At 51.7% G+C, this 23,270-nt stretch carries 17 protein-coding genes and 2 tRNA genes; 8 read left to right on the top strand and 11 right to left on the bottom strand.

Features of this window, described 5'->3' with window-relative positions; translation table 11 throughout:
• Positions 1-345: 345 nt before the first annotated feature.
• A complete protein-coding gene (locus KP80_RS14745; RefSeq protein ID WP_052284408.1) occupies positions 346-993 on the bottom strand; it encodes a YchE family NAAT transporter in 648 nt (215 codons plus the stop codon).
• A 496-nt stretch (positions 994-1,489) separates the two neighbouring features.
• On the opposite strand from KP80_RS14745, the gene adhE reads away from it, so the two are divergent.
• Positions 1,490-4,159, top strand: a complete 2,670-nt coding sequence (gene adhE / locus KP80_RS14740; protein WP_052284407.1) for a bifunctional acetaldehyde-CoA/alcohol dehydrogenase — start codon at positions 1,490-1,492, stop codon at positions 4,157-4,159.
• Positions 4,160-4,332: 173 nt separating this feature from the next.
• Here the strand turns inward: adhE and tdk are convergent, their stop codons facing one another.
• A complete protein-coding gene (gene tdk / locus KP80_RS14735; protein ID WP_052284406.1) occupies positions 4,333-4,962 on the bottom strand; it encodes a thymidine kinase in 630 nt (209 codons plus the stop codon).
• Between the two features lie 909 nt (positions 4,963-5,871).
• Here tdk and hns point away from each other — a divergent pair.
• Positions 5,872-6,285 carry a histone-like nucleoid-structuring protein H-NS gene (hns, locus tag KP80_RS14730; protein ID WP_052284405.1) on the top strand — a complete coding sequence of 138 codons (414 nt, stop codon included), beginning with the start codon at positions 5,872-5,874 and terminating at the stop codon, positions 6,283-6,285.
• A 162-nt stretch (positions 6,286-6,447) separates the two neighbouring features.
• On the opposite strand, the gene galU is transcribed toward hns, so the two are convergent.
• The 3 genes from galU to rssA form a co-directional block, all read right to left on the bottom strand.
• Positions 6,448-7,356, bottom strand: coding sequence for a UTP--glucose-1-phosphate uridylyltransferase GalU (gene galU / locus KP80_RS14725; protein WP_052284404.1), 909 nt, complete (start codon positions 7,354-7,356; stop codon positions 6,448-6,450).
• A gap of 323 nt (positions 7,357-7,679) precedes the next feature.
• Positions 7,680-8,693: a two-component system response regulator RssB gene (gene rssB / locus KP80_RS14720; RefSeq protein ID WP_052284403.1), complete on the bottom strand. Its 1,014-nt coding sequence runs from the start codon at positions 8,691-8,693 to the stop codon at positions 7,680-7,682.
• Between the two features lie 89 nt (positions 8,694-8,782).
• Entirely contained in the window at positions 8,783-9,694 is a 912-nt protein-coding gene (rssA, locus tag KP80_RS14715) for a patatin-like phospholipase RssA (RefSeq protein ID WP_052284402.1), read from the bottom strand.
• Between the two features lie 113 nt (positions 9,695-9,807).
• Between rssA and KP80_RS14710 the strand changes: the two genes are divergently transcribed.
• From KP80_RS14710 to KP80_RS14695, 4 genes are all read left to right on the top strand, one after another.
• Positions 9,808-10,266, top strand: coding sequence for a YchJ family protein (locus KP80_RS14710; RefSeq protein ID WP_052284401.1), 459 nt, complete (start codon positions 9,808-9,810; stop codon positions 10,264-10,266).
• Between the two features lie 46 nt (positions 10,267-10,312).
• On the top strand, positions 10,313-11,155 hold the full coding sequence (gene purU, locus KP80_RS14705) for a formyltetrahydrofolate deformylase (protein WP_052284400.1): 843 nt from the start codon (positions 10,313-10,315) through the stop codon (positions 11,153-11,155).
• A gap of 163 nt (positions 11,156-11,318) precedes the next feature.
• A tRNA-Tyr gene (locus KP80_RS14700) sits at positions 11,319-11,403 on the top strand.
• Between the two features lie 33 nt (positions 11,404-11,436).
• Positions 11,437-11,521: transfer RNA gene (locus tag KP80_RS14695), tRNA-Tyr, on the top strand.
• A gap of 85 nt (positions 11,522-11,606) precedes the next feature.
• On the opposite strand, the gene KP80_RS14690 is transcribed toward KP80_RS14695, so the two are convergent.
• From KP80_RS14690 to KP80_RS14665, 6 genes are all read right to left on the bottom strand, one after another.
• The gene (locus tag KP80_RS14690; RefSeq protein WP_052284399.1) at positions 11,607-11,876 is read right to left on the bottom strand and encodes a hypothetical protein; all 270 of its coding nucleotides are present in this window, start codon (positions 11,874-11,876) and stop codon (positions 11,607-11,609) included.
• 163 nt (positions 11,877-12,039) lie between these two features.
• Complete coding sequence (gene narI, locus KP80_RS14685) at positions 12,040-12,717, bottom strand: respiratory nitrate reductase subunit gamma (protein WP_052284398.1); 678 nt, start codon at positions 12,715-12,717, stop codon at positions 12,040-12,042.
• The gene (gene narJ / locus KP80_RS14680; protein WP_052284397.1) at positions 12,717-13,427 is read right to left on the bottom strand and encodes a nitrate reductase molybdenum cofactor assembly chaperone; all 711 of its coding nucleotides are present in this window, start codon (positions 13,425-13,427) and stop codon (positions 12,717-12,719) included. Before narJ ends, narI begins: the two co-directional genes overlap by 1 nt.
• Positions 13,424-14,962: a nitrate reductase subunit beta gene (gene narH, locus KP80_RS14675; RefSeq protein ID WP_052284396.1), complete on the bottom strand. Its 1,539-nt coding sequence runs from the start codon at positions 14,960-14,962 to the stop codon at positions 13,424-13,426. The genes narJ and narH overlap by 4 nt, the downstream gene beginning before the upstream one ends.
• A complete protein-coding gene (locus tag KP80_RS14670) occupies positions 14,959-18,702 on the bottom strand; it encodes a nitrate reductase subunit alpha (protein ID WP_052284395.1) in 3,744 nt (1,247 codons plus the stop codon). The genes narH and KP80_RS14670 overlap by 4 nt, the downstream gene beginning before the upstream one ends.
• A 393-nt stretch (positions 18,703-19,095) precedes the next feature.
• Positions 19,096-20,487 (bottom strand): NarK family nitrate/nitrite MFS transporter, encoded by a 1,392-nt coding sequence (locus tag KP80_RS14665; RefSeq protein ID WP_052284394.1) that lies wholly within the window; start codon positions 20,485-20,487, stop codon positions 19,096-19,098.
• Positions 20,488-20,798: 311 nt separating this feature from the next.
• On the opposite strand from KP80_RS14665, the gene narX reads away from it, so the two are divergent.
• Together narX and narL are read left to right on the top strand one after the other, a co-directional pair.
• Positions 20,799-22,598, top strand: a complete 1,800-nt coding sequence (gene narX / locus KP80_RS14660) for a nitrate/nitrite two-component system sensor histidine kinase NarX (protein WP_052284393.1) — start codon at positions 20,799-20,801, stop codon at positions 22,596-22,598.
• The gene (gene narL, locus KP80_RS14655) at positions 22,591-23,241 is read left to right on the top strand and encodes a two-component system response regulator NarL (protein ID WP_052284392.1); all 651 of its coding nucleotides are present in this window, start codon (positions 22,591-22,593) and stop codon (positions 23,239-23,241) included. The genes narX and narL overlap by 8 nt, the downstream gene beginning before the upstream one ends.
• Positions 23,242-23,270 lie beyond the last annotated feature (29 nt).

The raw sequence follows: 23,270 nt of genomic DNA, 5'->3' as shown, positions 1-23,270 counted from the left end.
ATGTAAAAATCGTCTGCAACAACGCTCTTGCTTTGCGAGATGTTTGTTTTTTGCACAAAAAATTAACAGTTGTTCATTTTTTAGCACATAACTCTGCATAGAAAGTAAAATTACTAATATCATTTCAATTATCTAACAGCAAGCCCCAGAGTATCGTGTGACGGAAATAACATTTAGGTTGCGTGGCTAAGAATCACTAAATTAGCGCATTCTATTGATAGAAAATGATTTTTTAAAATATTCAAATTGGTTATCTCTGCACTGAGACAGAGAGGGAAGGATAGGTTTTTCTGATATTAACGGGCGCACAGAAGAGCAAGGGCTCTTATGCGCGCCCTGAAATAATTAACCCACAAGGCCTGGGAAGATAGATTTGATGCCGGTGACAATAAATTCGATGCCCAATGCCATCAATAACAACCCCATAATACGGGTGACCACGTTAATTCCCGTTTGCCCCAGCATGCGAACCAGCCAAGGAGAAATACGGAAGATTCCCCAACAGCAAGCCGCAAACAGCGCAATAGAGATAGAAAAACCGATCAAATAAGAGAAAGAGTGATAGCGCGTTCCCCAGACGATGGTCGAGCTGATGGCACCCGGCCCCGCCATCAAAGGTAACGCTAGCGGAACCACACCGAGGCTTTCACGCACCGCTGTCTCTGATTTTTCCTGCTTATTCTGCTTATCTTCCCCCAGCTTCCCGCTGATCATCGACATGGCGATAGTCACCACCAGAATCCCGCCGGCAATACGGAATGAATCGATGGAGATACCGAACAGTTGCAGAATGAAGTCACCCAGGAATAGTGAAGTCAGCAAAATGATCGCCACCGATAGGGCGGCGGTCAGGTTGGTTTTGTTACGCACTACCGCCGTCTGATAGCTCGTCAGACTAATAAAGACGGGAATGATCCCCACCGGGTTAACCAACGCAAAAAGCCCGATAAAGAACTTAAAGAAGATAGGAAAATCAAACAGCGTTTGAATCACATGAACCCCGAAGAAACCATTAAAAGTTGTAGTTGACGAACAACAAACCGTGAAATGCGCTGACAATACCCTTTTTATTAGCAGTCTTCATCTGAATTATCCATAAAAAGAGGGGTAAAACAGAGTGTTATAGATTTGTGTAAACTATGCTAATGTTTCCTCCACCGATACTCACGAATGATTAACAGACTCCGCGTTTTACTAAAAGCACCATGCTGAAAGGTGTCAGCTTAGCCTAAATTTGATTTAGATCACGTAATTCGTACTCAGAAGTGGGTAATCTGCTTACACCGAAAGGGAATCAGCCTGAAAAATCAGGTGTATCTCTGACGGTAGGCTCCTTGGCTAAATCGAAGCTCTTTTAGTAAATCAGTGGATCAGTTTGTGAATAACGCTTTGTTTTCTTAACTTTTTCCCCAGCTGCAGGTGATTTGTCTATACTGACTTGTCGAGCAGATGATTCACTAAAAAAGTTTAACATTATCAGGAGAGCATTATGGCTGTTACTAATGTCGCTGAACTTAACGCACTCGTAGAGCGCGTAAAAAAAGCCCAGCGTGAATATGCCAGTTTCACTCAAGAGCAAGTTGACAAAATCTTCCGCGCCGCCGCCCTGGCCGCTGCAGATGCTCGAATCCCTCTCGCAAAAATGGCCGTTGCCGAATCCGGCATGGGTATCGTTGAAGACAAAGTGATCAAAAACCACTTCGCGTCTGAATATATCTACAACGCCTATAAAGATGAAAAAACCTGCGGTGTTCTGTCTGAAGACGACACTTTCGGTACCATCACCATCGCCGAACCTATCGGTATTATCTGCGGTATCGTACCGACTACTAACCCAACTTCTACTGCTATCTTCAAATCGCTGATCAGCCTGAAGACGCGTAACGCCATCATCTTCTCCCCGCACCCACGTGCGAAAGATGCCACTAACAAAGCCGCTGACATCGTTCTGCAAGCTGCTATTGCTGCGGGTGCACCGAAAGATCTGATCGGCTGGATTGATCAACCGTCCGTTGAGCTGTCTAACGCGCTGATGCACCACCCTGACATTAACCTGATTCTCGCGACCGGCGGTCCAGGCATGGTTAAAGCAGCATACAGCTCCGGTAAACCAGCAATCGGCGTTGGCGCAGGTAACACCCCTGTTGTTATCGACGAAACCGCTGATATCAAACGTGCTGTCGCTTCTGTATTGATGTCTAAAACCTTCGATAACGGCGTAATCTGTGCTTCAGAACAGTCCGTTGTTGTTGTTGACTCGGTATACGACGCCGTTCGCGAACGTTTCGCTAGCCACGGTGGCTACATGCTGCAGGGCAAAGAGCTGAAAGCCGTTCAGGACATCATCCTGAAAAATGGCGGTCTGAACGCCGCTATCGTAGGTCAGCCAGCGCATAAGATCGCTGAACTGGCAGGCTTCACCGTTCCAGCAACCACCAAGATCCTGATTGGTGAAGTGAAGGTTGTTGACGAAAGCGAACCGTTTGCACACGAAAAACTGTCTCCGACGCTGGCAATGTACCGCGCGAAAGACTTTGAAGATGCTGTAGTTAAAGCAGAAAAACTGGTTGCGATGGGCGGTATCGGTCATACCTCTTGCCTGTACACCGACCAGGACAACCAGCCAGAACGTGTTGCTCACTTCGGCCAGATGATGAAAACCGCGCGTATCCTGATTAACACCCCTGCTTCTCAGGGTGGTATCGGTGACCTGTATAACTTCAAACTCGCACCTTCCCTGACTCTGGGTTGTGGTTCATGGGGTGGTAACTCCATCTCTGAAAACGTTGGTCCTAAGCACCTGATCAACAAGAAAACCGTTGCTAAGCGAGCTGAAAACATGTTGTGGCACAAACTTCCGAAATCTATCTACTTCCGCCGTGGCTCACTGCCTATTGCGTTGGATGAATTGATTACTGATGGCCACAAACGTGCGCTCATCGTGACTGACCGCTTCCTGTTCAACAACGGCTATGCAGACCAGATCACCTCTGTGCTGAAAGCAGCTGGCGTTGAAGTTGACGTGTTCTTCGAAGTTGAAGCTGACCCAACGCTGACTATCGTACGTAAAGGTGCAGAACTGGCGAACTCCTTCAAACCAGACGTGATTATCGCGCTGGGCGGCGGTTCCCCAATGGATGCTGCTAAAATCATGTGGGTTATGTACGAGCACCCAGAAACTCACTTCGAAGAATTGGCGCTGCGCTTTATGGACATCCGTAAACGTATCTACAAGTTCCCGAAAATGGGTGTGAAAGCCAAAATGGTTGCTATCACCACCACTTCCGGTACCGGTTCTGAAGTGACTCCGTTTGCGGTTGTAACCGACGATGCAACAGGTCAGAAATATCCTCTGGCAGACTACGCGCTGACCCCAGACATGGCGATTGTTGATGCCAACCTGGTGATGGATATGCCTAAATCCCTGTGTGCATTCGGTGGTCTGGATGCTGTAACTCACGCCCTGGAAGCTTACGTTTCCGTACTGGCTTCTGAGTTCTCTGACGGTCAGGCACTGCAAGCTCTGAAACTGCTGAAAGAAAACCTGCCAGCGTCTTACCATGAAGGTTCTAAGAACCCGGTAGCTCGTGAACGTGTTCACAGTGCAGCAACCATCGCGGGCATCGCGTTTGCTAACGCCTTCCTGGGTGTATGTCACTCCATGGCGCACAAGTTGGGCTCTCAGTTCCACATTCCTCACGGTCTGGCGAACGCCCTGCTGATCAGCAACGTTATTCGCTATAACGCGAACGACAACCCAACCAAACAGACCGCATTCAGCCAGTATGACCGCCCACAGGCTCGTCGTCGCTATGCTGAAATCGCAGACCATCTGGGTCTGACTGCACCGGGCGACCGTACTGCAGCTAAGATCGAGAAACTGCTGGGCTGGTTGGACGAAATTAAAGCTGACCTGGGTATTCCTAAGTCAATCCGCGAAGCTGGCGTGCAGGAATCTGACTTCCTGGCGCATGTCGACAAACTGTCTGAAGATGCGTTTGATGACCAGTGTACCGGTGCGAACCCACGCTATCCGCTGATTGCTGAACTGAAACAGATCCTGCTGGATACTTTCTACGGACGTGAATTCGTTGAAGGTGCCGCAGAAGAGAAGAAAGAAGCAGCGCCAGCCAAAGCAGAGAAAAAAGCGAAGAAATAATTCGCTCCATCTCTGCTGAACAGGTAAATATCAAGCCCCATCGTCGATGGGGCTTTTTTTATGGGTCAGATTCAAAGAGAAAAATCAGAGTAACTTGGGTAAAACGGCGGGACAACTTCCCTGCCCCTTAGTTAGCATCGCATTGAAGAGGCAGGAGAAGCATCAGACGGCGATTAGCATGAACGACAGGCTTGGCGATGGTTTTCCTGGATGAGCGTCAGTGAGCCCTTCTCCAGCGCTTCTTTATAGTGTTTACGACATACGGATACATAACGTTCATTTCCGCCGATAACCACCTGCTCCCCTTCGTTATACGGGCGCCCCTCCTGGTCAAGACGTAAAACCATGCTAGCCTTACGGCCACAGAAACAGATCGTTTTTAATTCCACCAGCTTGTCTGACAGCGCTAATAAATACTGACTGCCGCCGAATAGCTCACCGCGGAAATCCGTTCTCAGCCCGTAGCACAATACCGGGATATCAAGGTTATCAACCACGTCAGAAAGCGCGTAGACCTGCTCACGCGTGAGAAACTGGCATTCATCCACCAGCACGCAGTTGACCGGCTCACGAGCGTTCTCTGCATTAATTTCATCAAACAAATTACTGGTATGGTTAAACAGCTTCGCCGGCGATGACAAACCGATGCGGGAGCTGACTTTGCCTGCACCAAAACGATCGTCTATTTCAGCGGTATAAACGATGGTGCGCATACCGCGCTCCTGGTAATTGTATGACGACTGCAAAAGGGCCGTCGACTTCCCTGCATTCATCGCTGAGTAGTAGAAATAAAGTTGTGCCATTGGCTGAGAGATCCTAATCGATGCGTTTTTTAAACGGCTCGCAGTGTAACATATTTTACGCCCACGCTCTCTGCGTCATCTCTTCATTGCGTATGAGCCAACACATCAACCGCTGCCCCTTTCGCAGGGGAAGCATTTAGCGTTACCGTTAATAACCGGCACGTTAATTGCGTACCGACTATATTTAACGCTAATTACAGTTAACACCATCATATAGCTGGATTATTTAGTTTTTCCTGCCAGCACAACTGCGCGGATTCTCCGAGCAATGCGATAAAATAGCTAGCACGATGAATAGTTGAAAAATTTAATGAATCCGACATAAAAAATGTGACCAGTACCAATTTGTGTAGCGATATACCCGCCTTTGTTATCTGTAAATTAAACAGTTTCCGCCTGAAATAACATCGTCATAACTATGGCCTTAAAGCTGAGCCCTTCATGGCTTGTGCTGTATTGCCAACCCAGACATTGGACATTGTTATCATATCGCAGAAATTTACCCGTACAGGAAAGAAGGTAAATAGATAAGTGATGGTTAAGAAAATCGATACACAAAGCCAGCCGGCGTGCAAAGTGGTTGAGGTGCGTAACGATTCGCAACCGATAAAACGATGCACAAAATGAACACCTGTCGGGTAATACATAAGGTTGATATTTATCCATACGGAGTATATTTATGTGCAGGGGTCCTCCGGCGGCCCGCATGTTATCCCGTTTCGCCACTGCGACAATAAGGACGAGCTGATTCTGTATCATTGCGGACAATTTAACTTATAAATATAAATAACAGCACCAAATAACACGTTATTTTGAATTCCTTACATTCTTCCCTATTGCACAACTGATTTTATCGCTCTATTATTACAGCAACAAACCACCCCACAATATAAGTTTGAGATTACTACAATGAGCGAAGCACTTAAAATTTTGAACAACATCCGTACTCTTCGTGCGCAGGCAAGAGAATGCACCCTTGAAACGCTTGAAGAAATGCTGGAAAAATTAGAAGTTGTTGTTAACGAACGCCGCGAAGAAGATAACGCTGCAGCTGCAGAAATCGAAGAACGCACTCGTAAACTGCAACAATATCGCGAAATGCTGATTGCTGACGGTATTGATCCGAACGAACTGCTGAATAGCATGGCTGCTGCTAAAACTGGCACCAAAGCTAAACGCGCTGCACGTCCGGCTAAATATAGCTACGTTGACGAAAACGGCGAAACCAAAACCTGGACCGGCCAGGGCCGTACCCCAGCAGTAATCAAAAAAGCGATGGACGAACAGGGTAAATCTCTGGACGATTTCCTGATCAAGGATTAATCCTAACGCTTCGCGAAAGTCCCGCTTCGGCGGGATTTTTTATATCTGAACGATCCCTGTCTCGTGATAACGCCCCCACCCTGGCGAGTACATTTTTTATCCATAGCCGTTATTAAGATATAAAAAAACCGGGTTTCCCCGGTTTTAGTCGCCATCACAAAATTACTTTGCGATGCCCAGAGTATCTTGCAGCCAGGCTTTGAAATCTTCACCCAGCGTATTGTGGCGGATACCGTATTCCACAAACGCCTGCATATACCCCAGCTTATTACCGCAGTCATGGCTCTTGCCTTTCATGTGGTACGCTTCAACAGTCTCTTTTTCGATGAGCATATCGATAGCGTCAGTCAACTGGATTTCATCACCGGCACCCGGAGGAGTTTTGGCCAGCAGAGGCCAAATTTCTGCACTCAGTACATAGCGACCCACAACGGCGAGATTCGATGGCGCCGCGTCAGCCTTTGGTTTCTCAACCACGCCAACCATCGGTACGCTGTCGCCTGGGTTCAGGGTGGCGCCCTTGCAATCAACAACCCCATATGCGGTCACATCAGCAACCGGCTCAACCATGATCTGGCTGGCGCCCGTTTCATCATATCGCGCGATCATTTCAGCCAGGTTATCACGGCTCAGATCGGATTCATATTCATCAAGAATCACGTCTGGCAGGATGACTGCGACTGGCTCATCGCCAACAACCGGATGCGCACACAGGACTGCATGTCCCAGCCCTTTAGCCAGCCCCTGACGTACCTGCATGATGGTGACGTGCGGCGGACAGATAGACTGTACTTCTTCCAGAAGCTGACGTTTAACGCGCTTCTCCAGCATGGCTTCAAGCTCAAAGCTGGTATCAAAGTGGTTTTCGATGGAATTCTTGGAAGAATGGGTAACCAGTACAATTTCAGTGATACCAGCGGCAATACACTCGTTCACGACATACTGAATTAAAGGCTTATCTACCAGCGGCAGCATTTCCTTAGGAATTGCTTTTGTCGCCGGTAACATCCTCGTCCCTAATCCCGCAACCGGGATTACAGCCTTTGTTACTTTCGAATTTAGGGCAGCCATTCAAATCTCCTGAACTGTTCAAACTTTGAACTTGCTCGTTAATTAAGTACGCATCGAGTATATCATTACAACCTCATGAGGCTGCTCTGAAAAGGACACGTTGACCTCGAATTAAGATTTATACTCGTAGTCGAAGACATTGAGCTGAAGGAGGAGCGCTTCCCAATTCACCGAATACCTCGTTTAACATGCCAACGATGATAATGGCTCGGGTCAACACACCAGCAAGCTGAAGCATGACGAGTATATCCACATCAATTTGCAGATAGTATCACCACGGCAGATAAGCCGTTAAAGCTATCCCTATAAAAAAATGCGTTTGCTCATTCCGCAGACAACATTAGGCGTAAACGGCCACCATTTCCCCAAACCTGACACTGCCATGAAGTACAGCGCTGACTTATTTGGTTGAGATAAGCGTTTCCTAACGTACCGAGCGGCACGCCATTACTTATTTGAATTTGATGGTCACCGGTATTTAATGTCCCGTTCAGCCCAGCAGATACCAAAATGAGGTTTTTTAAACCGCTGTGATAATAACCGACAAGTAACGGGAACTGCCCGGGAAGGTTAGCTTGCCGCAGCAACTGATTAACCTGTTTTAACAGACTCCCTAATTCTGGTAGTCGTTGGCCTTGATGCGAAAGTTGCTCTTGCAGCAAACCATTAAATAGTACCCGCAGTAATAGAGCGGCTAATACCCCATTATCTCCCGCCCGGGTAACATCAAGACAATAAAATGCTAAATCGTGTTCTGATAATGGGGCAATATCCAAAACCAGTCCTGGCGCATCAACGGCCATAAGCTGGCGATAATTTATCCGACAATGTGATATTTGTTGCTGTACCGGCGGCTGTAACTCTTGCAGCAACTTGGCTGCTGCTGCGGGATTGTTAACCAGCGCATCCCAATCTTCAAATAGCCGCTCTTCTTCTTCGACGCGGGAATTAAACATATTAGGATAAAGGCAGGCCAGCACGGTTTCACGCAGACGATTCAAATCTTTGACAGGTTTTAATAATACGTCCTGAACGCCAAGACGCAGCGCTTTGGCAATATCAGCCATATTTTCCGTCGCAGAAATGATAAGGATAGGCAACGTATCACCAGCATTACGCAGATGCTCAACCAGCTGCAACCCGTTCATACGCGGCATCGCCAGGTCGCAAATCATCAGATCGGGTTTCTGGCTCGCCATCTGCGTTAACGCATCGACGCCGTCCTGGGCCAGAAGGGTGCTCGCGCCAAGTGACGAAAGCCATGAATCCATAAGTGAGCGGAAAACGGGTTCGTCTTCAACAATTAAAATCTGTTTTCCCGCCAACGGCTGCGTCATGATGTCTCCCCTGCCCGACGATAAGTAAATAGTGGCATGCTATTGTGATAATCGCCTTTCAGAATTTGCTGAAGTAGTCGAAAAAAACCTTAAGTGGAACTTCTCACTAAAGGTAAAAGCTCATCTGTCTTTTTTTCAACCGCTTGTTGACCGGCGGCTATCGCAGACGAAGCTCGATGAAAATCCAGAGTAGATATCTGGGGGCAAAACGGTTGTAAGAGGATATCCGGCGGATCGCCCGCCATACGGTTACGCTTAAGCCGATTTTCCAGCACCTGAATCGAGGTCGTCATAATTTCCATCGCCGTCGGTGCAACGACCGAACGACGGGCAGCCACTCGCCCCAGGCGAGAACGCAGACGCTCACGCCATGATAGCTCATCCTCGGACTCATTTATTCCAACATCAGGCTGAATATTGGCGGACAGGAGATCCTGCTGCATAAGATGTGCGTCATGTTGCAAATCGACAGCAATCACAATGTCGGCTCCCAGCGCACGTGTTAGCGAGACCGGTACCGGATTGACCACCGCACCATCCACTAGCCAATAACCATTATGCTGAACCGGTGCCATTAAACCAGGAATGCTGCAAGAGGCTCGCACCGCCATATGCAGATCGCCTTCGGTAAACCACAGTTCACGGCCAGTACTGAGATTCGTTGCGACCGCCGCAAAACGCCGCTCACAGTGTTCAATCATCTCGTTTGGCATAATCTGCCGATAGTGATTAAACACCCGCTCACCGCGCAGCAGCCCGCCGCGACGCCAGGAAAGATCCATTAACCGCAGAACATCCCAATAGCTAAAGGAGCAGACCCACTGCTCCAGCTCGGGAAGACGATTACTGGCATAGGCCGCGCCAACCAGTGAACCGATAGAACACCCCGCGACAATATCAATCTCAATGCCCATCTTTTGTAGCGCTTTAATGACGCCAATATGCGACCAGCCTCGCGCTGCCCCTGAACCTAACGCCAGGCCAATTTTGATTTTTCTCATTATTCCCGATGAACGTCCTCTTGCTTCTGGCGTGGCATCATTGCCAGCGCTCGGTTACCATAGTGCTATCAGGCGTGATTTCGCCATTACTCTGTCGATTCAGGGAGACATCTTTGTCAGAACTTTGCCCATGTGGCAGCGCTCTCGAGTATAGCCTATGTTGTCAGCGTTATCTGTCCGGTAACGAATGTGCTCCAGACCCGTCACACCTTATGCGTTCCCGCTATTGCGCCTTCGTCATGAAAGATGCAGATTATCTGGTCAGAACCTGGCATGCATCCTGTCAGGCTGGTGCTTTCCGCGACGATATTCAAAAGGGTTTTGCCCATACCCAATGGCTTGGACTGACCGTTTTCGCCGCCGAGGAAGGCCGCAATCCTGATGAAGGCTTCGTCAGTTTTGTTGCCCGCTTTAGTGAAAATAACAAGAACGGCGCCATCATTGAGCGTTCACGATTCTTAAAAGAAAACGGGCAATGGTACTATATAGACGGTACACGGCCAGTCATTGGCAGAAACGATGCCTGCCCATGCGGCTCAGGTAAGAAATTTAAAAAATGCTGCGGGCAATAGACCCGATAACAGCTTCGCAAACATCATCAACAGGATTTACCCGGCAATGCACTCCATTCAACGAAAAGTTCTGCGCACTATCTGTCCTGACCAAAAAGGTCTGATCGCGCGTATTACCAACATTTGCTACAAGCATGAACTTAACATCGTGCAGAACAATGAATTTGTCGATCACCGCACCGGTCGCTTCTTTATGCGTACCGAGCTTGAAGGGATCTTCAACGACACAACCCTGCTTGCGGATTTAGACAGCGCCCTGCCGGAAGGTTCCGTTCGTGAACTGAACCCAGCCGGCCGTCGCCGCATCGTGATTCTGGTAACCAAGGAAGCCCACTGCCTGGGCGACCTGCTGATGAAAGCCAACTATGGCGGCCTGGACGTGGAAATCGCTGCAGTGATCGGCAACCATGAAACCCTGCGCACGCTGGTTGAACGCTTTGACATTCCTTTCCAACTGGTCAGCCACGAAGGCCTGGCACGTGAAGATCACGATAAGCTGATGGCCGATGCTATCGAAGCACATGATCCTGATTATGTCGTGTTGGCTAAATATATGCGCGTCCTGACGCCAGAATTTGTCAGCCGCTTCCCGAACAAAATTATCAACATTCATCACTCGTTCCTGCCTGCATTTATTGGCGCGCGTCCTTACCATCAGGCTTACGAGCGCGGTGTGAAGATTGTCGGTGCTACCGCCCACTACGTGAACGATAATCTGGATGAAGGTCCAATCATTATGCAGGACGTTATTCACGTCGATCACACCTATACTGCGGAAGATATGATGCGTGCAGGGCGTGACGTCGAGAAAAACGTACTGAGCCGTGCGCTTTATCAGGTGCTTGCCCAACGTGTCTTCGTTTACGGCAACCGGACGATTATTCTTTAATCGCTAGCGAAATGAATTGATTAGCTTTAATCCGTTACGGATGAAAAGTACGCAAACAGTTCGTTTTCGATAAAGGAATACTTTACAGCGGCGCGTCATTTGATATGATGCGCCCCGCTTCCCGAGTAAGGGAGCAGGCCAGTAAAACCTAGCAATACCCCGTGGTGGGGTTCCCGAGCGGCCAAAGGGAGCAGACTGTAAATCTGCCGTCATCGACTTCGAAGGTTCGAATCCTTCCCCCACCACCATCTCTAAGATTTATCACAATTTGAATTGCCCCTGGTGGGGTTCCCGAGCGGCCAAAGGGAGCAGACTGTAAATCTGCCGTCATCGACTTCGAAGGTTCGAATCCTTCCCCCACCACCATCACTTCCAGAAAGCACGTCATTCCAATCAATACGAATCACTCATGTTCTGTCCATGCGTCGACTACAGTTCGCTTTGAGCTCAATCAGGTCGCATTAGCCTCACGCCACTGCTTCACCATTTCGGTTGTCACCTCACGGCTGTAGCAAATAGGTGCATATCCCCCTTTCCGGCTCCAGGCACTTCGGCCACCGCAGGCGCGACCATTACGCATCGCGTTAAAGGGGCACGGGCAATTTCCGGGATATGCCGCAATCGACTCTTCAATGATACGCTGCTTAATTTGGTTATCCGAAACAGCCGTGCTTTTTGCCTGACTGCTCACGGTGAGAGAAAATCCCAGCAGCGCGCACATAACAATAAATACCTTTCTTAACACTACAGCATGCCCTGAAAACCGAAATGAAGACCCGTATTAAATACAACACCGTCTCCTCGTGTTTTGATGGGACACAATCATTTCTCTCATCCATAAAAAAACCCTGCCTAAGCAGGGTTTTGTCGATAACAGCGAGCTATTAGTGACGCGCGCGAACAATCTGGTATTTACGGGTCAGATATTCGACCGGCACGCTCCAGATGTGAACCAGACGCGAGAACGGGAACAGCAGGAACAGCGTCATCCCAAGCACCAGGTGCATACGGAAGATAAACGCTACGCCGTCCAGATACTGCGATGCGCCACCGTGGAAGGTCACCACGGACTGAGCCCAATTCACCAGTTTCATCATTTCGCTACCGTCCATATGCTGGGCAGAGAACGGAATGGTCAACAGCCCCAGCGCACACTGGATAACCAGAATCGACAGTACCAGAATATCAGCACCGGTGGTCGTTGCACGCACGCGCGGGCTTAACAGACGGCGTTTCAGCAACAGTACGCCACCGACGAGGCACATCACGCCGGACGCACCACCCGCAAACATCGCCATCTTCTGTTTCACTTCCAGCGGCAGCCACGCTTCATACATCCAGTGTGGTGTCAGCATTCCCAGGAAGTGACCGGCGAAAATACCCAGGATCCCGATGTGGAACAGGTTAGATGCCAGGTTCATTCCTTTACGATCCAGCATCTGGCTCGATGCCGCACGCCAGGTGTACTGGCCGTAATCGTAGCGCAGCCAGCTGCCAATCAGGAAGACAGAACCCGCGATGTACGGATAAATGTCGAAGAAGAACATATTCAGGAAGTGCATTATTGCTGTCCTCCGTTAGAGATATTCAAATATTGCGGGGCAACGGCTCCGGCAAAACGACGCTGGTGATTGGCGATTTCCGACTCACCGCAGCCCTGATCGGCAAAGAATTTGACCTGTTCTTCTTCCCAGACCGCATCCAGCGCCTGTGGCGTATCATCACGGGCTTCGTCCGCAATTTTTTCCGCCACTTTCGCTTCATCGACCGCGCTATTCGCCAGCTTCAGCAGCTGTTCGAACAACACCGCATAGGCACTTTCGCGCTGCTGCAGACGTGCGCAAAGCAATGCCAGAATTGGCGCGATATCCTGCAAACCGCCAATCGCCTCACTCTCCGGCAACTGCGCCAGATATTCCAGATACAGCGGCAGGTGATCCGGCAGCTCGCGGCTGTCGAGTTCCAGACCGTGCTGCTCGTACTGATTGAGCAGATCCACCATCGCCTGGCCACGGTCGCGGGATTCGCCGTGCACATGTTCAAACAGTAACAGCGACGTTGCGCGGCCGCGGTCGAACAGTTCACTGTAGGCGGACTGCGCATCCAGCGGATCCTGCGCGGTTAAATCGCGCAGGAAGATGCCCAACGCCTGGGCATCCGCTTTATCCAGTTTCTCTGACGAGGCCAGAGCGTCGAAGAGTTCGCCTTGATGCTGCCATAAGGCAGCATCCGGGTACTCGAGCAGACGAGACACAACCACGAGTTCAATCATGCGTGTGGCTCCGTTTTGCTGCTCACATCCACCGAGTCAATACGGCGGCTGTTGAACAGGTTGAACTTGCTGTCTGAACCGTGGCAGCCATCACCGAAGCTAAAGCCGCAGCCATTTTTCTCTGGGAACGCTTCACGAGCCTGTTCACGATGGCTGCTTGGTACCACGAAACGATCTTCGTAGTTGGCAATCGCCAGGTAGCGATACATTTCCTGCGCCTGCGCTTCGGTCAGACCGACCTCTTCCAGCGCACGGGTATCGATAACGCCATCAACGGTTTCCGTACGTTTGAAGTGACGCATTGCCAGCATACGTTTCAGCGCCAGCAGTACCGGCTGAGTGTCACCGGCGGTGAGCAGGTTCGCCAGGTACTGAACCGGGATACGCAGGCTTTCTACGTCTGGCAGAATGCCGTTACTGCCCAATTCACCCGCGTCAGCTGCAGACTGAATCGGTGACAGCGGCGGCACGTACCACACCATTGGCAGCGTACGGTATTCCGGGTGCAGCGGCAGCGCCAGCTTCCAGTCCATCGCCATTTTATAAACCGGCGATTTCTGTGCAGCATCGATAACGCTCAGTGGAATGCCGTCTTTCTGCGCCTGTTCAATGACTTTCGGATCGTTTGGATCGAGGAACACGTCCAGCTGACGCTGGTACAGGTCTTTCTCGTTCTCGGTGCTGGCTGCGGTTTCAATCGCATCCGCGTCATACAGCAACACGCCAAGGTATCGAATACGGCCTACGCAGGTCTCGGAACACACGGTCGGCTGACCCGCTTCGATACGCGGGTAGCAGAAGATGCATTTCTCAGACTTGCCGCTCTTCCAGTTGAAGTAGATTTTCTTGTACGGGCAGCCGGTGATACACATACGCCAGCCGCGGCATTTGTCCTGGTCGATCAGCACAATACCGTCTTCTTCACGCTTGTAGATAGCACCGCTCGGGCAAGTCGCGACGCACGCCGGGTTCAGGCAGTGTTCGCACAGGCGAGGCATGTACATCATGAAGGTGTTTTCAAACTGGCCGTACATTGCCTTCTGCATGTTTTCGAAGTTTTTGTCTTTCGACAGCTTCTCAAACTCGCCGCCCAGGTCGTCTTCCCAGTTTGGACCTTTAGTGATCTTGTCCATACGCTTGCCGGTAATCAGCGAGCGCGGGCGAGCAATCGGCTGCGCTTTGCTATCAGCCGGGGCGTTATGCAGCGTCTGGTAGTCAAAATCGAACGGCTCGTAATAATCATCCAGACCCGGCAGATGCGGGTTGGCGAAGATTTTACCCAGCAGCAGCGCTTTGTTACCCATGCGCGGCACTAGTTTTCCGTTGATCTTACGGATCCAGCCGCCCTTCCATTTTTCCTGGTTTTCCCAGTCGGTCGGGAAGCCGGTACCCGGCTTGGTTTCCACGTTGTTGAACCACGCGTACTCGGTCCCTTCACGGCTGGTCCAGACGTTTTTACAGGTGACTGAGCAGGTATGACAGCCGATGCATTTATCGAGATTCAGCACCATGCCGACTTGTGAACGAATTTTCATTTTACGCTCTCCTGTACCTGGTCGTTGCCTTCGCCATCCAGCCAGTTAATGTTCTTCATCTTACGAACCACCACGAACTCATCACGGTTAGAACCTACGGTGCCGTAGTAGTTAAAGCCGTACGCCAGGTGACCATAGCCACCGATCATATGGGTCGGTTTTGGCGTAATACGGGTCACCGAGTTATGGATCCCGCCGCGCTGACCGGTAATTTCAGAACCCGGCAGGTTCACGATACGTTCCTGCGCGTGGTACATCATGGTCATCCCGGCCGGTACGCGCTGGCTTACGACTGCACGAGCGGTCAGCGCACCGTTGTTGTTGAAGACTTCAATCCAGTCGTTGTCCTCAATACCGATCTCTTTGGCATCTTCTTCACTCATCCACACCACCGGACCACCGCGACCCAAGGTCAGCATCAGCAGGTTGTCACTGTAGGTAGAGTGAATGCCCCATTTCTGGTGCGGCGTCAGGAAGTTCAGCGCCTTCTCTGGGTTGCCGTTGGATTTCTTGCCCATCACCTCTTTCACCGAGCGGGTATCGATCGGCGGACGGTAAACCAACAGGCTTTCACCGAAGTCGCGCATCCACTGGTGGTCCTGATACAGGGACTGACGGCCAGACAGTGTACGCCATGGGATCAGCTCATGAACGTTGGTATAACCGGCGTTGTAAGAGACGTGTTCGTCTTCCAGGCCAGACCAGGTCGGGCTAGAGATAATCTTACGTGGTTGCGCTTGAATATCACGGAAGCGAATTTTTTCGTCTTCTTTATTGAGCGCCAGGTGCGTGTGGTCACGGCCGGTAAACTCACTCAGCGCCGCCCAAGCTTTCACCGCCACCTGACCGTTGGTTTCCGGCGCCAGGGTAAGGATCATTTCTGCAGCATCGATAGCTGTATCCAGCATCGGCTGGCCTTTGGCCGGGCCCTCTGCCTTCGTGTAGTTGAGCTTACGCAGCAGATCCATTTCGCTCTGGGTGTTCCAGGCAATCCCTTTACCGCCGTTACCGATTTTTTCCATCAGCGGGCCGATGGAGGTAAAGCGTTCGTAGGTCGCCGGATAATCACGTTCAACCGGAATGATGTGCGGTGCGGTTTTACCAGGGATCAGGTCGCATTCGCCTTTTTTCCAATCCTTCACGTCTAACGGCTGCGCCAGTTCGGCGGCGGAGTCATGCTGAATTGGCAGCGTCACCACGTCGGTTTCTTTGCCGAGGTGGCCAACGCACACTTCGGAGAATTTCTTGGCGATGCCTTTGTAGATATCCCAGTCGCTTTTCGATTCCCAGGCTGGGTCAACGGCGGCAGACAGCGGGTGAATAAACGGATGCATATCCGAGGTATTCATGTCGTCTTTTTCATACCAGGTCGCCGTTGGCAGCACGATATCGGAGTAGAGACAGGTGCTCGACAGACGGAAGTCCAGCGTTACCACCAGATCCAGCTTGCCGTCGAGGCCGTTATCTTGCCATTCCACTTCTTCAGGCTTCATACCGCCCTGCTTGCCCAGATCCACGCCCTGAATACCGTGCTCGGTACCGAGCAGGTACTTCAGCATGTATTCATGGCCTTTACCGGAAGAACCCAGCAGGTTTGAACGCCAGATAAACAGGTTGCGCGGGTGGTTTTTACCGTTTTCCGGCTGCTCAGCGGCAAAGCGGATAGTGCCTTCTTTCAGTGCCTTCACGGTGTAGTCCACCGGCGTCATACCGGCTTTCTTCGCTTCATCGGCGATACGCAGCGGATTGGTGCCTAACTGCGGTGCAGACGGCAGCCAGCCCATACGTTCTGCACGGACGTTGAAGTCCAGCAGATGGCCGGTGTAACGGGATTTATCCGCCAGCGGTGACAGCAGTTCCTGCGCGGTAACTGACTCATAGCGCCATTGGCTGGAGTGGTTATAGAAGTAGGAGGTGCTGTTCATGTGACGTGCCGGACGCTGCCAGTCAAGGGCAAACGCCAGAGGCTGCCAGCCGGTCTGCGGACGCAGTTTTTCCTGACCCACATAGTGTGCCCAGCCGCCGCCGCTTTGACCGACGCAGCCGCAGAACACCAGCATGTTGATAAGGCCACGATAGTTCATATCGAGGTGATACCAGTGGTTCAGACCCGCCCCGACGATAATCATCGAACGGCCGTGCGTTTTGTCTGCGTTATCAGCAAATTCACGAGCAGTACGAATAATCTGTGAACGCGGAACGCCGGTGATTTTCTCGGCCCAGGCTGGGGTGTACGCTTTCACGTCATCGTAGCTGGTTGCACAGTTTTCATCGTTCAGACCGCGATCCAGACCGTAGTTAGCCATGGTCAGATCGTAAACGGTGGTCACCAGCGCGGTGGTACCGTCAGCCAGCTGCAGGCGTTTCACCGGCAGTTTGTGCAGCAGAATATTTTCCAGCTCAACGCTGGTGAAGTGTTCGGTGCCGTCGCCGCCAAAGTACGGGAAGCCCACCTGCGCGATATCATCCTGGCTGCCGAGCAGGCTCAGCTGCAGTTCGGTCTCTTCACCGGATTTACCGTCGCGCTGCTCAAGGTTCCACTTACCTTTTTCGCCCCAGCGGAAGCCGATGGAACCGTTTGGCGCCACCATGTCGCCGTCGGTATTCACCGCAACGGTTTTCCACTCTGGGTTATTTTCCTGGCCCAGAGAATCTACGAGGTCAGCGGCGCGCAGCATACGGCCTGCGGCGTAATAGCCTTCACGCTCTTCAAGCATCACCAGCATTGGCATGTCGGTGTAACGACGTACGTAGTCAGTGAAATACTGGCTTGGCTTGTCGAGGTGGAATTCGCGCAGCATAACGTGGCCCATCGCCAGCGCCATGGCTGCATCGGTACCTTGTTTCGGTGCCAGCCACAGGTCGCACAGCTTGGCAATTTCAGCGTAGTCCGGCGTGATAGCAACGGTCTTGGTACCTTTATAGCGAACTTCAGTAAAGAAGTGCGCATCCGGGGTACGCGTCTGCGGAACGTTGGAACCCCAGGCAATGATGTAGCTGGAGTTGTACCAGTCTGCGGATTCCGGTACGTCAGTCTGCTCACCCCAGGTCTGTGGCGACGCTGGCGGCAAGTCACAGTACCAGTCGTAGAAGCTCAGGCAGGTACCGCCGATCAGTGACAGATAGCGTGCACCGGAAGCGTAGGAAACCATCGACATCGCCGGAATTGGCGAGAAGCCCGCCACGCGGTCCGGGCCGTAGGTTTTCACGGTATAGACGTTAGATGCTGCAATCAGCTCATTCACTTCCTGCCAGGAGGAGCGAACGAAACCGCCGCGACCACGCGCTTGTTTAAAGCTTTTGGCTTTATCGGCATCTTCAATAATGGACGCCCAGGCATCAACCGGATCGCTATGCAGTTTTTTCGCTTCACGCCACATTTTCATCAGGCGTTTACGCATCAGCGGATATTTCAGGCGGTTGGCGCTGTATAGGTACCAGGAATAGCTTGCACCGCGCGGGCAGCCGCGTGGTTCATGGTTTGGCAGATCGGGGCGGGTACGCGGGTAGTCTGTCTGCTGGGTTTCCCAGGTGACCAGACCATTTTTGACATAAATTTTCCAGCTGCAGGAACCGGTGCAGTTAACGCCGTGCGTAGAACGTACGACCTTATCGTGCTGCCAGCGCTGGCGATATCCATCTTCCCAATCCCGGTTGGTATCTAGAATCTGTCCGTGCCCATCGGCAAATGTTTCACCCTTTTGTTTAAAGTAGCGAAACCGGTCCAGGAATTTACTCATCGGGTCTCTCCTGTGTGGAACCTTACGGCTCTCTGATAAGTCGACATTGCTGAATTTGCAGCGAAGGTAACGCGCTGAAACATTGAGGGAATTGATAACGATCAAGATGGCTGGGCTTTATAATGAGCGTGGAAAATGCAAATACCCCCTTAGTGGTAGATATTTTTATTTTACAAGGCATTGTAAATTAAGCGTTTTTATCAAAAACAAAATAAAGGCGGTAACAGAAAAAGCATCGCTCGGTATTAAGGGGTAGAGGCTTTTTATCCCCTACCAGACCCAGGTTGGCACGCTGCCGACAAATAGCTAAACGGCAAGAGTATGTTGTAACTAAGAGTAGACAAAAATAAAGGCGCGAACTCTCGCGCCTTTATTCACAAATAACGGTTCAGGTTATTTTTTCGCTTTACGTCCGTAAACGGCCCACGTCACAACCACGCAGACAATATAGAACACGAGGAACACTTTCATTGCCCCAGCCGGCGAACCGGTCATTTCCAGCGAAATACCGAACGATTTCGGAATGAAGAAACCGCCAACCGCGCCAATAGCAGAGATAAAGCCCAACGCCGCCGCCGTATCCGTTGCCGCTTCACGCAGAGCATGTTCTTCGCTGCCACCCTGCGCTTTCACGCGATCCATGGTCAATTTACGGAAGATAACGGAGATCATCTGGAAGGTGGATGCGCTACCTAGCCCGGCCGTCACGAACAGGCCCATGAACACCGTAAAGAATGCCGCGAAGTTTCCGCCCTGGCCGTTGGTTGGTAGAGTCAGGAACAACAGTGCCGAGAAAATAGCCATCGCGATGAAGTTTATCAGCGTCACGCGAGTCCCGCCCAGACGGTCGGAAATACCGCCTCCGAGAGAACGCGCCAGCGCACCGATGAACGGGCCGAAGAAGGCAAAGTGCAGAATATTGATATCCGGGAACTGGGTTTTGGACAGCATCGCAAACCCGGCGGAGAAGCCGATGAACGAGCCGAAGGTCGCCAGGTACAGCACCGCCATGATCCACAGATGACCCCGCTTCAGTACCGGCAGCTGCTCACTCAGGGACGCTTTCGACGCAGACAGGTCGTTCATGCCAAACCAGGCCGCGAAGGTGAGGACGATCAGGAACGGCACCCAAATCCAGGCCGCGTTTTCGAGGAACAGCGTTGAGCCGTCCGGTTGAGCAACGCCGGTGCCACCGAAGATAGCGAAGATGGACATGCCAACAACCAGCGGCGCAACCAGCTGCATCACGCTCACGCCCATGTTGCCGAGGCCGCCGTTGATACCGAGCGCGCCGCCCTGCTTCGCTTTCGGGAAGAAGAAGCTAATGTTCGCCATGCTGGACGCAAAGTTCGCCCCCGCGAAGCCGCACAGCAGCGCGATGATCATAAATACGCTAAACGGCGTGGTAGGATCCTGCACCGCAAAACCGAGCCATACGCACGGAATAATCATGATCCCGGTGCTGAATGCCGTCCAGCGGCGTCCGCCAAAAATTGGCACCATAAATGCGTAAGGAACTCGCAGAAGTGCCCCTGATAAGCCCGGCAGTGCCGTCAACATGAAAAGCTGGTCGGTGGTAAACTGGAAGCCTACTTTAGGTAAATTAACGGCAACGGCACTGAACAACATCCATACGCAAAATGCTAACAGTAAACACGGTACTGAAATCCACAGGTTCCGGCTCGCGACGCGGTGACCGCGCTCTTGCCAGAACGCCGGATCTTCCGGACGCCAGTCGGTAATGACAGCGCCGGTTGCCCTTTCGGGGGCAGTGGAGTGACTCATAGACACCTCTGATTATTAATATCAACCCCTGCCACATTAGGGTTTACACCGCGCGGTAAGTTGATATAAATCAAAGGAAAAGTTGGCCATATGCTGAGCAAAAAAACGCCATCACCCTTTGTGGGTAGCTTTTTACGCAGAAAAAAACCTGTTTTTTCACGTGGCTGTTATGCTGCTACCCCATCCTTCCCACTAACTTTACTAATATGGAAATAAGGGAGTAACTCTTTAGGGGTATGGGTATACTCCAGGCGATAGACGAAAATACCGCCACTCGCCGGAAAGTCTTCCGCCAGGAGCCACATCGAAGCATGTTTAAACGTTTTTTTACACCACTCACGCTAGTGAATCAACTGGCACTGATCGTCCTGCTGTCTACCCTCATCGGGGTGGCGAGCATGATGGTTTCCGCACGCCTGGTCAACGGCGTACAGGGTAGCGCGCACGCCATTAACCAGGCCGGCTCACTGCGTATGCAGAGCTACCGCCTGTTGGCGGCAATCCCGGTGAAAGAGAGCGATCAGGCACTGTTTGATGAAATGCAGCAAACCGTATTCAGCCCTGAATTGCAGCTGGCCGCCGAACGCGACGGACAGGTAAAGCAGCTGGCCTCATTGCAACAATACTGGCTTAACTATCTAGCGCCGGATATTCGTCATGCGCAGACACAAAACGCTGTCGTCAACGATTTAACCGGCTTCGTTGACCGTATCAACCAATTGGTTACCGTCTTCGATCACACCACCGAGGAGCGTATCGCCCACGTGGTGTGGATGCACCGGCTGATGGCCGTGTTCATGGGCCTGCTGTTTATCTTCACCGTTTTCTGGTTACGGACGCGTCTGCTTCACCCTTGGCGCCAGCTGCTGCGCATGGCGGAAGCGATCAGCCATCGTGATTTTACCTACCGTGCGCAAATCAGCGGCCGCAATGAGATGGCGACGCTCGGCATGGCGCTCAATAACATGTCCGCTGAGCTTGCAGAAAGCTACGCCTCACTGGAAAAACGCGTCCAGGAGAAAACCGCCGGGCTTGAGCAGAAAAATGCCATCCTCTCCTTCTTATGGCAGGCCAACCGCCGCCTGCATTCCAGCATTCCGCTGTGCGAACGTATTTCACCGGTGCTCAACGGCCTGCAAGAACTGACCCCGCTACGTGAGATTGAAGTGCGGGTTTACGACATTGAAGACGAAGAAAACCATCAGGAATTTAGCTGCCATTCCGGCTGGGAGTGCGACGATAAAGGGTGCTATCTCTGCCCGCGCGATGTTGATATGTCAGCACCTGATGGCGTCACGCTAAAATGGCGTCTCACCGACCCACGTAATCAATACGGTATTTTGCTCGCTACGCTACCGCACGGTCGCGAGCTGAGTCACGATCAGCAGCAGCTGGTCGATACGCTGCTGGAACAGTTAACCTCGACGCTGGCGCTGGATAAGCAGCTCGAACGCCAGCAGCAGCTGATTGTTATGGAAGAGCGTGCGACCATTGCGCGCGAGCTGCACGATTCTATCGCCCAATCGCTGTCCTGCATGAAAATGCAGGTGAGCTGTCTGCAGATGATGCAAAACGAGCAGTCATCGCCAGAGAGTCGCGAGCTGTTGGGCCAGGTGCGCAACGAGCTCAATTCATCCTGGGCGCAGCTGCGCGAACTGTTGACGACTTTCCGCCTGAAATTGACCGAGTCCGGGCTGCGTCCGGCGCTGGAATCCAGCTGCAAAGAGTACAGCGGTCACTTTGGCTTCCCGGTTCAACTCGATTACCAGCTACCACCACGCTACGTCCCTTCACATCAGGCGATTCACGTTCTGCAAATTGTCCGTGAAGCACTCAGTAACGCCTTAAAACACTCGCAGGCGACAGAAGTGACAGTGGGCGTTACCCAGCAAGGCAACCAGGTAAAAATCGTGGTGACGGATAACGGCTGCGGCGTCCCGCTGCACGCCGAGCGCAGTAATCATTATGGCCTTATTATTATGCGTGACCGCGCACAGAGCCTGCGCGGCGATTGCCAGGTTCGTCGCCGTGAAAGCGGCGGTACTGAAGTCGCGGTTACGTTTGTCCCCGAAAAATCGCTTTCAACTCCCCAAGGAGAAATCCATGAGTAATCAGGAACGGGCTACTATCCTGCTAATTGACGATCATCCCATGCTGCGTACCGGCGTAAAACAGCTGGTCAGTATGGCATCGGATATTCAGGTCGTGGGCGAAGCCAGCAACGGTGAGCAAGGTATTGAGCTGGCAGAAGCGCTCGATCCAGACCTGATCCTGCTTGACCTCAACATGCCCGGCATGAACGGTCTGGAAACCCTCGATAAGCTGCGTGAAAAATCACTCTCAGGCCGCGTGGTTGTGTTTAGCGTGTCGAACCATGAAGAAGATGTGGTCACCGCCCTGAAACGCGGCGCGGACGGCTATCTGTTAAAAGACATGGAGCCGGAAGATCTGCTAAAAGCCCTGCAACAGGCTGCCGCCGGCGAAATGGTGCTGAGCGAAGCGTTAACACCGGTGCTGGCCGCCAGCCTACGCGCAAACCGCGCCACCTCCGACCGTGATATCAACCAGCTCACTCCGCGCGAGCGCGATATTCTGAAGCTTATCGCCCAGGGTCTGCCAAACAAGATGATTGCCCGACGTCTCGACATCACGGAGAGCACCGTGAAAGTTCACGTCAAGCATATGTTGAAGAAAATGAAGCTGAAATCCCGCGTGGAAGCGGCAGTTTGGGTCCATCAGGATCGTATTTTCTAAACCGCACGCCGCATAATTGTCGTGACAGG

This window comes from Kluyvera genomosp. 1 (genome assembly GCF_001266615.1).
Lineage (GTDB): Bacteria > Pseudomonadota > Gammaproteobacteria > Enterobacterales > Enterobacteriaceae > Kluyvera > Kluyvera cryocrescens_A.
The sequence above is the reverse complement of the archived record's forward strand: the minus strand, read 5'-3'. Positions and strand labels throughout refer to the sequence as shown.

Excerpts from the sequence above, each read along its gene's own strand:
- narI (WP_052284398.1), bottom strand. The coding sequence starts at position 12,717 with ATGCACTTCCTGAATATGTTCTTCTTCGACATTTATCCGTACATCGCG.
- narJ (WP_052284397.1), bottom strand. The coding sequence starts at position 13,427 with ATGATTGAACTCGTGGTTGTGTCTCGTCTGCTCGAGTACCCGGATGCT.
- KP80_RS14665 (WP_052284394.1), bottom strand. The coding sequence starts at position 20,487 with ATGAGTCACTCCACTGCCCCCGAAAGGGCAACCGGCGCTGTCATTACC.
- narX (WP_052284393.1), top strand. The coding sequence starts at position 20,799 with ATGTTTAAACGTTTTTTTACACCACTCACGCTAGTGAATCAACTGGCA.
- KP80_RS14690 (WP_052284399.1), bottom strand. The coding sequence starts at position 11,876 with ATGTGCGCGCTGCTGGGATTTTCTCTCACCGTGAGCAGTCAGGCAAAA.
- purU (WP_052284400.1), top strand. The coding sequence starts at position 10,313 with ATGCACTCCATTCAACGAAAAGTTCTGCGCACTATCTGTCCTGACCAA.
- narH (WP_052284396.1), bottom strand. The coding sequence starts at position 14,962 with ATGAAAATTCGTTCACAAGTCGGCATGGTGCTGAATCTCGATAAATGC.
- galU (WP_052284404.1), bottom strand. The coding sequence starts at position 7,356 with ATGGCTGCCCTAAATTCGAAAGTAACAAAGGCTGTAATCCCGGTTGCG.
- hns (WP_052284405.1), top strand. The coding sequence starts at position 5,872 with ATGAGCGAAGCACTTAAAATTTTGAACAACATCCGTACTCTTCGTGCG.
- KP80_RS14670 (WP_052284395.1), bottom strand. The coding sequence starts at position 18,702 with ATGAGTAAATTCCTGGACCGGTTTCGCTACTTTAAACAAAAGGGTGAA.
- narL (WP_052284392.1), top strand. The coding sequence starts at position 22,591 with ATGAGTAATCAGGAACGGGCTACTATCCTGCTAATTGACGATCATCCC.
- tdk (WP_052284406.1), bottom strand. The coding sequence starts at position 4,962 with ATGGCACAACTTTATTTCTACTACTCAGCGATGAATGCAGGGAAGTCG.
- adhE (WP_052284407.1), top strand. The coding sequence starts at position 1,490 with ATGGCTGTTACTAATGTCGCTGAACTTAACGCACTCGTAGAGCGCGTA.
- rssA (WP_052284402.1), bottom strand. The coding sequence starts at position 9,694 with ATGAGAAAAATCAAAATTGGCCTGGCGTTAGGTTCAGGGGCAGCGCGA.
- rssB (WP_052284403.1), bottom strand. The coding sequence starts at position 8,693 with ATGACGCAGCCGTTGGCGGGAAAACAGATTTTAATTGTTGAAGACGAA.